Below are 9,024 nucleotides of genomic sequence, written 5' to 3' on the forward strand. Positions count from 1 at the left end.
TGTATAGTTTCTCAGTACGTTATCCCAATCAGACAGATGCCCTTTACCGTTTTTTTCTCTTAAAGCAGATAGTTTGTCGATTTCGTAGTAAGCGCTCAGGCAACCACAGTAAGGGCATAACACCGGCCCATTTTTAATCTTCATATATCCTCCTACCCCAGAGTTTCCACTCACATGAGACTCAGGTCACACGTCTGCCAGAACAAACCGGTCGGGCGGCCTTTTCTGCATAAAGGTGTGCAATGAGAGGCTCCGCCGGGCGTAATGTCAGCTTTTATCTCTGGTTCTGAAGGACATCGACGCACAGGAAAGGTCAGTGTCATACCCTGCCACACCTGCCGGTGACGTTCAGTAATCCGGAGCAGGCGGAAATAATTCATATCCCGCCGCCTGCCGGGGCGTTTTCGCCCCGGCAACTCCTGCCTATACCCTTCCCGTACTTAGCAGCGCTTCCTGCCAGCTCCCCGGTAGCCCCCTTCCTGCCACCAAGCCCTCACCGGGCACATCGCCAAAACTTCCCATCGTCGACACAAGCTTCGTCAGCTGCACATTATCCACGCCCATCGTGTTGTCTACCCCTTTATCGTTATCCGCTATCTCAATACGCAGTGACTCTCCGGCGTCCCCTCTCATGTCTCCACGCACGTTCAGCACCAGGTTCTGCCACCCGTTGCCCTTCCATCCCCTCAGGTTTCTTCCGTCCACCCGGCCCAGCTCCGTATTTCCCGCGAACAGCCGTATTAATACCCCGGTACCCGTTGTCTTGTTCACGTCCACCGACAGCTGATAGTCCATGCCCCGGTCCAGCTTCTCCGTCAGCGTCTGGCTCAGCACTCCCCCTGACAGATCCACACTGTGGCCCCCCTCCGTGTGTTCACTGCTTCTCGAACTGACTCCGCCGGTATACGTCCATCCGGCCGTCACGTCAGCCACGCTACCGGCTTCGAATCCACCATTCACCACCGTCGCCGTACGTGGTGCCGGGATCACATTTATCCGGACATTATCCACACCCATCGTGTTGTCCTTTCCCGTATCTCCGTCCACGATCTCCAGCCGCAGCGCGTCTCCCGCGCGCGCCAGCGCGTTGTTTCCTCCCGTGGTCAGGGTCAGCCGCTGCCAGGTATCAGCTTTCCATCCCGTCAGGCTATCCGCATTCACCCTGCCCAGCTCCGTATTCCCCGCAAGCAACCGTATTAACACTCCGGTGCCCGTCGTCTTGTTCACGTCCACCGACACCTGATAGGCCATGTCCCGGTCCAGCTTCTCCGTCAGCGTCTGGCTCAGCACTCCCCCTGACAGATCCACGCTGTGCCCCCCCTCCGTATGTTCACTGCTTCTCGAACTGACTCCGCCGGTATACGTCCATCCGGCCGTCACGTCAGCCACGCTACCGGCCTCGAATCCGCCGTTCATAACCGTGGCCTCATGCGCCAGCCGGGAATTGATCTCCTCCGGCTTCATGACCCAGGAGCTGTCTCCCTGTCCGCCAACCAGCACATAGTTTGACGCACCCGACGCCCATGCTCTGAACGTGACAGACGTCTTCCCGTCGCCGGTCAACATCATCAGGTCGTCCCCCCGGAGGGCGAACAGCATATTTTCTGGCCGTGCTGCGTTAAGCAATGTCACCGTGTCCGTGCTGTCCCCGTTCCTCCACTGGGATATCACCACCCGATCTCCGTCGGCGATAACGTAGTTGTCATGCCCGGCTCCGCCTTCCAGATAATCGGCGCCGCCCCCTCCCGACAGTCGGTCATCTCCGCTGCCTCCAACTAGCACATTATCCTGCCCGTCTCCGGTCAGCGTGTCATTACCGTCGGAACCGATAATATTTTCAACATCCGTGAAGGTGGCTATCGGGGCATCATTTATGCCCCCTTTCCACCAGGCCTGTCCGTTATGTCCGATCTGTACCTCCACTCCACGGTCATAGAACCCGCCGGTAAACGCCACCGTATCGAGTCCGCTCCGCCCGTCCACGCGGTCACGCTGGTCGTTGTGTCCGTCATTCTGAAAACCGTTCAGGATAAACAAGTTGTCCCCGCTGTCGCCGTACAGCTCGTCTGCCCAGGCGCTGCCTGCCACCCCTTCAAATCCCCGGATACTGTCCCGGCGGATGGAGCCCGCATCCCCGCGACACGCCTCCTGTGCCGCCAGATCCACGTACACCCCGATATTTTTACCCTTCTGCTCATCGCGGGCATGGACATGATCGTCCGTGGCTGGCACCCAGTAGGCACCTGAGTGTGCGTAGGACAGAATGTCAAATCCGGCTCCGCCATTCAGCGTATCAGCCCCTCCGCCCCCTTCTATTTCATTCGGACCCGCATCGCCCGTCAGCGCATCCTCCCCGGAGCTCCCCCGCAGATTTTCAATACCAGACAGCATATCCCCTGTGGCATCCCCGCCATCGGGCAGTACCGTACCAGCGCTGTCTGTCTGGCTTAAGTCGACCCGGACCGCCCCGACTGAATGTTCGTAGGATACCGTATCGTTTCCGCTACCGCCGTCCAGGAAATCGCCGCCTGCCCCCCCTTCCAGGATATCGTTACCGTTCATCCCGTACAGCCGGTTATCATGCATATCACCCGCTAGCGTGTCATTTCCGGCGCTTCCAGTGATGTCCTGACGGGACGTTATTGCTGCCACCGGGGCCAGCAAGGTCTGACAGGCTGCATAATCCACACCGCTGAGAGCGGTTCCTCCCGACGCCGGGTTTGCACCGGCCTGCAGCCAGGCGTCAAATTCATCGCCGGTAAACTCCCGGGCATGCCCGGCATCCTGTCCCGGCAGAATAAAACGGTAATTACGGGCCGAAGCCCGGGAAGACCAGTCTTTCAGCACCACCGCAGTACTGCCGCATGCCACCACCAGGTCGTTGCCAGCCTTCAGCCAGCTGAACGTTCCGGTCACATCCAGCACTACCGTGTCCCGGGCTGCATCATCCTTCTCTGTGCCATCGACCATAACGGATTTGCTGAGTATTACCCTGTCACCGGCACGGATCAGGTAGGTATCAGCACCGACTCCTCCGCGCAGCACATCCTGCCCGCCACCTCCGGATAGCACGTCATCACCGGCATCCCCCTCGAGCACATTATTCCCGCTGTTGCCCCTCAGGATATCGGCATACTGGCTGCCGCGAATATTTTCCACACTGCGCAGGAGATCACCTTCCGCATCCGCCCCCTGGCCACGACCCTGAGCCAGATCAATGGTTACACCCTGCTTGGTGCGGATGTCGCCCAAGTAAAATGCCGTGTCATTACCGGTTCCCCCGTCCAGTATATCGGCTCCGTCCCCCCCGCTCAGTCCGTCGTCTCCTCCTCCGGCAAGCAGCAGGTCATTACCCGCATCCCCGCTCAGAATATCAGCAAGGTCGCTGCCCCGAACCACATCCTCCCCGGCCCCCCCATTGAACATCACTGCCTGAGCGTGCCCGGCCATGAAGGTGTTATCGCGTGCATTTCCGTTAACAGCCAGCCACTGCCCGGTTTCCGAGGTATTCCCGTGGCGTTTTCGCATGTCCAGAGCTTCCATATCTGTCTGCAGGGAAAAATTCACTTCACTTATCGTCAGTTTCCCCTGCTGATCGGGACGGGAAACCACCCCGTCACCCGTCACAATCAGATACTGTCTGGCCTGAGCCGCCAGCAGGGTTACTGAGACCTGTGTACTCCCAGCCCCGGCACTCAGCGTCAGGGTTTTGCCGTCCGCAGACAACCGACTCTGGATATCCTCTGACGTAAAATCACGGAAGTTCAGGCTGACCGGAGTTCCGCCATCGGCCGGAGAGGACGATAACGCCGACATCACGCCCGGCTGATACCAGTTCCCGTCGGTCAAAGAAACCACATCACTGATCCCGTAATGCAGATCGTAACTCCCCAGCATGTCCTGATTCCATGCCAGCAGACTGAAATGGTATAGCCCCTGCCCGGCGTCCGACACATTGACCGTCACCGTTCCGTCCGCGGCACGGCTTATCTGGTATCCACCTGTCGACGGCCCGTTTATATCGAGTGAGAGCTGTCCGGACGAAAAATCCCTGAACCGGTAACTGTGATTACTGTGCAACAAAATGTCGCCAGTAAGACGAACCAGCTGGTGTGCCACAAGTAGTCCATCCAGAGAAGCATCGTTCTCCGTGAGATCTGCAGGATGACCCGCAACCAGGCTTTGCATCCCCGCAATATCACCTGCCGGGACATTGTTCCATATTTCTTTTTTCACACCTTTCAGTAAAGGCTCTTCATGCACAGGCGGTCTCTGTGCTGCCAGTGCCGCAGCATCCAGATACAGCGTTTTGTTGCCGTCACCGGCCCGCAGCTCCACCCCCCCCCCGACACCGGAACGCAGGTGAAGCGTGTCATCCCCCCGTCCCGGTGTGACAAGAACGCCCGGCTGATTCAGAATGATATTGTCATTCCCGCCGGCACCATCATAGCGCCCTTCCAGACGAGCCAGTAACGGAGCGATCCCGGGGTCAGTATGACCACTTCCGGGCGCATACCATTTATCCCACCATACCCTGTCCACGCCGACAATGTGCTGTACCAGATGCCCGTTCCCGTCAGGCTGATACACAAAACTCACACCGTCCGCACTGGTAAACTGATACCCTGCGACATCACTGGCCAGCATCCGGACCAGCAGCGCAGGGGTCCCTTTTGCTTCCAGGAGCAGCACGCGTTGTGATACACCGCCGACATCAATGGTTGAAACCACACTCTGGATATCTCCCACAGCCACATCCTGAAGGACCACCATATTTGACTGGTTGTCCGGTTTTCCGGAGCCCCAGTTATCGGCCTGGCTGTGTGTTCCGCTGTCAGCAATAATCACCACACCATCGCCACGCTTCAGAACGTAGGTGTCGTGGCCTGCGCCACCATCCAGCAGCGTGGTCCCCCCTTTTGCCATCAGGGTGTCATCGTGATCCGTTCCCAGCAGCCAGCCGCCCGGCTGGTCGCTAATCACCAGCGAGCCCTGATCTGCCCGTGCCTGACGTCCATGCCACTCAGGTGCCGTCAGCGCGTCCGGCGTGACGGCACCTGCCCCCTGGGTAAGCAGGGCTTTTAGCAGCGCAGAGTTCAGCACCGGCCCCACCGAAGTGGGGGGCAGGTTCGCCTGCACATTTCGGGTTGCCCACTGTCCATTTGTCTGTACAAGTTCAAAAAAATAGCCGTCACGGGTACGCAGGCGTAATGCCGTGGTGGCCTGTTCGTGAACACTGATCTGAAGATTGTCTGCATTCAGACGGGGATCGTTCCCGGTATCAATCACGAATCCCCCCAGCCCGTCGTGCCTGAAACGCAGCTCACTGAAGTTCGCATCCAGGACCAGAAGCCCATTTTTCCAGGCTGCCGGCAGAACCAGGTTGTCCCCCCGGGACACCGTGATGTCATACCCGTCTTCGCCTGTGGCCTCCCGCAGGGACGACCCGTCCGCGTTTTGCCTTAACAGGGTTTCACCATGAATTACCTCAATATCCGTACTCAGGGCCTGATGGCTATCCTCCGGAATTTTTATTCCGAAAGTTACTCCGTCATCGGTCATAAAATGCAGCCCGGCCAGCGCGGAGCGGCTGTGGACCCGGACAAACAACCCTGTTGTCTTCCCGTCGCCATAGCCTACAAGGACATCTCCGGTGCCGTTCTCCACAATACGGATATCTTTATACTGCGCCCCTTCAAGCACGACGAGATCGTCGCCTGACCTCTGTCCATCCGGCATGACGAGGGTCACCTCCGTATACACCCACTGTTTGTCCGTTCCGGCAGCCAGCAGCGCTACCTGGGAATCCTTGTCTGAGGCATATCCCGAGTGCTCTGCACCATGAGCTGAATGCAGCGAATAGCTACGGTTTACTATAAGAACATCGTTTCCTGCGCTGCGATAAATGACATCATCGCCGCCTCCCGTCGAGATAATATTGCGCTGTCCATCGCCAATGAATACCTCCTGCATGGCGCCGGAAGATATAAATGTTCCCGGAGTGAATCCACCGCTGCCCGTCACGCTCACGCTGGCACTGTACCCTCCGGTCAGGTTTTCCACCCCCTGCGCTTCAATCTGGGTTTTCTGCAGCAACGACCTGTCATTTACCCCGGCCAGATGCCCGTCCTGCGCCTGCTTCATTTGTGCGGCCGTCAGTGCAGTAACAAAACGGTGAGGCTCGGTGTTGTACGCATAAGGCTGCATGGAACGCTGGGCCGTCAGATCCCATACCAAGGCCTGTCCGGTCTGCTCCGTACTGACATGGTTCCCCACAATCGTGTTATTACCCGTTCCACCGTCAAACTCATACATTCCCTCAGCTGCGGACAGGATGTCATCTCCGGCTCCGGCTTCAATGTAGTACCGGTACAATCCCACCTTGTCGTCACTGTCCTTCACTTCCGCACTATTCTGCGGCGCGAGGAAAATATTATTCTGTGCATTGGCAATGATATGCTCCGCCGCGCTGTAAAGAGGAGCCGGGATCAACGCGCCATTCTCCACCCCCACAAACTGCATCCCCGGGGAGGCAAGCAGTTTTCCATCTCTGTTATAGGATGCCCCTCTGCCCAGCATGACATAGTCAATTCCACTGGATACCTGACGTGTACCGGAAAATTCCGCGTAATCACTTTTGTCAAACAGCCCCGGTAAACCACTGTGGGGGGCATGCTGACCGCTGAGTGTAATCTTCCCGCCCTGTTCGCCCACCTGGCTGAAGTCCACCGTCAGATCGCCAGCATAACTGGCCGGGTTGCCTTCGCTGAGATCATCATCGCTGAGCAGGCTGCCACGGGTCAGGTCCAGCCAGCGCAGACGGGCATCCGTAAGGTCAGCACTGACCCTGTACAGATTGTCCACGTTTTCCACCCCCAGAATCACCGGGTTATCCTCTGCTAACTTAATCAGTGGCCGGATAAATAATGTTATGGGGCTCAATAAAGACGTCATTACCTTGATTTCACCACGCTGACCGTGTCCGGTGTTGAAATCCGTGACGATGTCATCAATCGACATCCGGACCCCCATCACAAGCATAGCGGCAGCTTCGAGGAAAGGTGCTGCAGGCCCGGTGAACGGAGCCACCGTCTGCAGGCCTGTACTGACAGCGTCCAGACCAATATCCGCCTTGTCCAGATCCGTTTTCCATCCCGGAGTGTTGTTCTTTTCATCCTCCTGCAGGGTGCTGACATCCCCGGAAATAGCCCAGCCGCCAAAGGCCATGGCCATCACTGGCAGGCGGCCAAGCATATCTCCGGTCACCGTCAGTATCCGTTCACTTTCCACTCCGGCGTTACGGAGCAGGGTACGTGTAGCCTGAGAGATGAAGGAATTCATGTCCTGCACCGGGACGGTCGCTCCACGAAACAATGCTTCACCGGCTACCTGCGCAATACTGTTCATTACTATCCGATCGGCACCGGTCAGGCTGGCCAGACCGTAAAAAGCCCAGGCTCCTCCGGCCACCCCCCCGCCCGCATCTCCCTGACTCAGACTGTCAATCATGCTCTCAATACTCCGGAGCGTCATGAGAGCACCGATCCCCTTACCCATGGCTTCGCTTGCCATGGCGGCCGTGCCCGTAAGGTGCAGCTCCCCGACAGCGTCTTCAAACAGCGTCCGACTGTGCTGTTCCAGATCGGCTGTCTCGACCACCACATCGACGTATTTACCGTCTCTCCCCGGTACAGAAACCGTCAGTTTTCCGGTGTTTTTATCAAAGCGGGCGCTGTCGGGGAGGATGTTTTCAGGTTGATAGCCAGCCGCGGTCACCTGTGCATTCACCCGGGCGGTCAGGCTGAGGATATCTGTCGCCAGCGGACGCTGCGTCAGCTGAACAGCGTCCATAATCTGTACTGCCGCAGAGCGGGGGGCTTCCGCGCTGCTGAGGGTATCCAGCCAGCTGCGTAACAGCGCCGGAGACAGCATGTCTGCGGTGAGCTGCGTTTTAAGGGCCTGAAACTCAGGACGGGTCACCGCCGCCTGTACATCAACGTTCTGTACGGAGAAATAATACTCTCCGTTGCGGGTGAGAGTCTGATACAACCCGGCCAGGGTTTCCGGGCCGTACCCGGTTCTGATGTCCAGAACCTGGCTGAGAAGAGATTTGAGATCAGCCTCCCCGGTCCCCACAGCGGGGAGTCTGACATCTCCCAGATTCGGATCATAAAAGCAATACCATACCTTTCCGTTCAGGGTCTGGCGTGCCAGAGCCAGGGCATGGTTAGCGGTGTGCAGTGTCAGGGCCAGGTCAGTGGTGGCAGATACAACGGAATGCACGATGGAATCAAGGGACCGTGTGGTGCGTTCACCACCTTCCTGCAGGGCGGTAAGCGCCTGCAGGAAGGTGTCGCTTCCGGCTGGCTGCCCGGGCAGGCGCGCGGAATGATGGAAGATGCTGTCAAGGAGAGTCTCACTCAGGGAGCCGGTCGGATCCTGCGACAGAGACAGGAGCCAGGCTTCACTGAGCGATGAGCAGATGCCAAGGGCCGAGTCCCCGAGGAGGACGGACTGTGGCGCGTAATGCAGTAAGGCGCCGTGGGAAGTGAAAGCACTGAGCGCATCAGTAAAGCGCCATGCCCCTCCGTCAAGGAGAGACTGGTGCGAAAGCATGGTGTGGACAGAAGAAGGCCCCGCCCCGCCTGTGGCGCCGTGCTCCCCATAATCCCAGGGGCTGTCCAGGAACGAGAGCTCATTGCGTTCCTGAAGCACGTCCCGGGTGGTGTCAGTGTAAATTTCACGTAAAATTTCGCGGGTGGCGTCCGCGCCGGCTTTGGTCAGTGCCGCTTCGTAGAGCGGATCTTTATTGTCGGGATCAAAATGGAAGCTGTACCTGTTCAGGAGGATTTGTTCAGTGCGGCGCTGGAACTCGCTGGGAGTTGTGTCGCCGTCAGGAATACTGGCGCCGAAGGCGTCAGCGCGGCGCTCAAGGGCGGCCTGGTACTGGTCAGGTGCGATACGGCTGAGTGCCTGCTGCCAGGGTTCCCACTCTGCCAGCCAGCCCACAAAATCTCGGTTCTC

Annotated in this window: 1 protein-coding gene and 1 pseudogene; both read right to left on the minus strand. The window is 58.2% G+C overall.

Features of this window, described 5'->3' with window-relative positions:
- A pseudogene (locus tag SPH27_RS22855) lies at positions 1-144 on the minus strand (hypothetical protein); the annotation flags it as partial.
- Positions 145-423: 279 nt separating this feature from the next.
- Positions 424-9,009, minus strand: coding sequence for a hypothetical protein (locus SPH27_RS22860; RefSeq protein WP_322435909.1), 8,586 nt, complete (start codon positions 9,007-9,009; stop codon positions 424-426).
- Positions 9,010-9,024: the final 15 nt, after the last annotated feature.

The sequence above is a fragment of the Enterobacter sp. A103 genome (assembly GCF_034427535.1).
In the GTDB taxonomy this organism is placed as follows: Bacteria; Pseudomonadota; Gammaproteobacteria; order Enterobacterales; family Enterobacteriaceae; genus Enterobacter; species Enterobacter asburiae_B.